Genomic DNA, 357 nt, shown 5'->3' on the forward strand with positions numbered 1-357 from the left:
TCAAGCCTTGTTTGACCGAGCCTTATTTAAATGCGGCGCCTCTGTTTTGCTTCCCTATGCACTTGAAACTCAGGCAACGTACCGCACCATTGTACGTGAACAAACCTCAAATCAACTGACCGCGTCCAGAGCCAACTACCTGACAGAAAAGCTGACCAATCAGATTGCAGCAATCCAAAGAGAGTTAGCCAACCACGATTTACGCTTGGACCGAAAAAGCAAGTCAGGGAAAACCCTGAACGACCTATACAACGAACTCGCCCAGCACCAAGACTGGCAAAAGCGATTGGTCGATTTAGTACGAGTACGAAAGTTAGCGTTTGATTCTGCGCCTCGCCACAGTAAGAAAAAAGCGGA

The 357-nt window shown here is 47.9% G+C and carries 1 protein-coding gene; it reads left to right on the forward strand.

The window, feature by feature from the left end; translation table 11 throughout:
• On the forward strand, positions 1–357 hold a 357-nt coding region (locus AB4512_RS22820), incomplete at both ends, for a primosomal replication protein (protein ID WP_372175814.1).

The sequence above is a fragment of the Vibrio sp. 10N.222.52.B7 genome, assembly GCF_041474275.1.
GTDB lineage: Bacteria > Pseudomonadota > Gammaproteobacteria > Enterobacterales > Vibrionaceae > Vibrio > Vibrio crassostreae_C.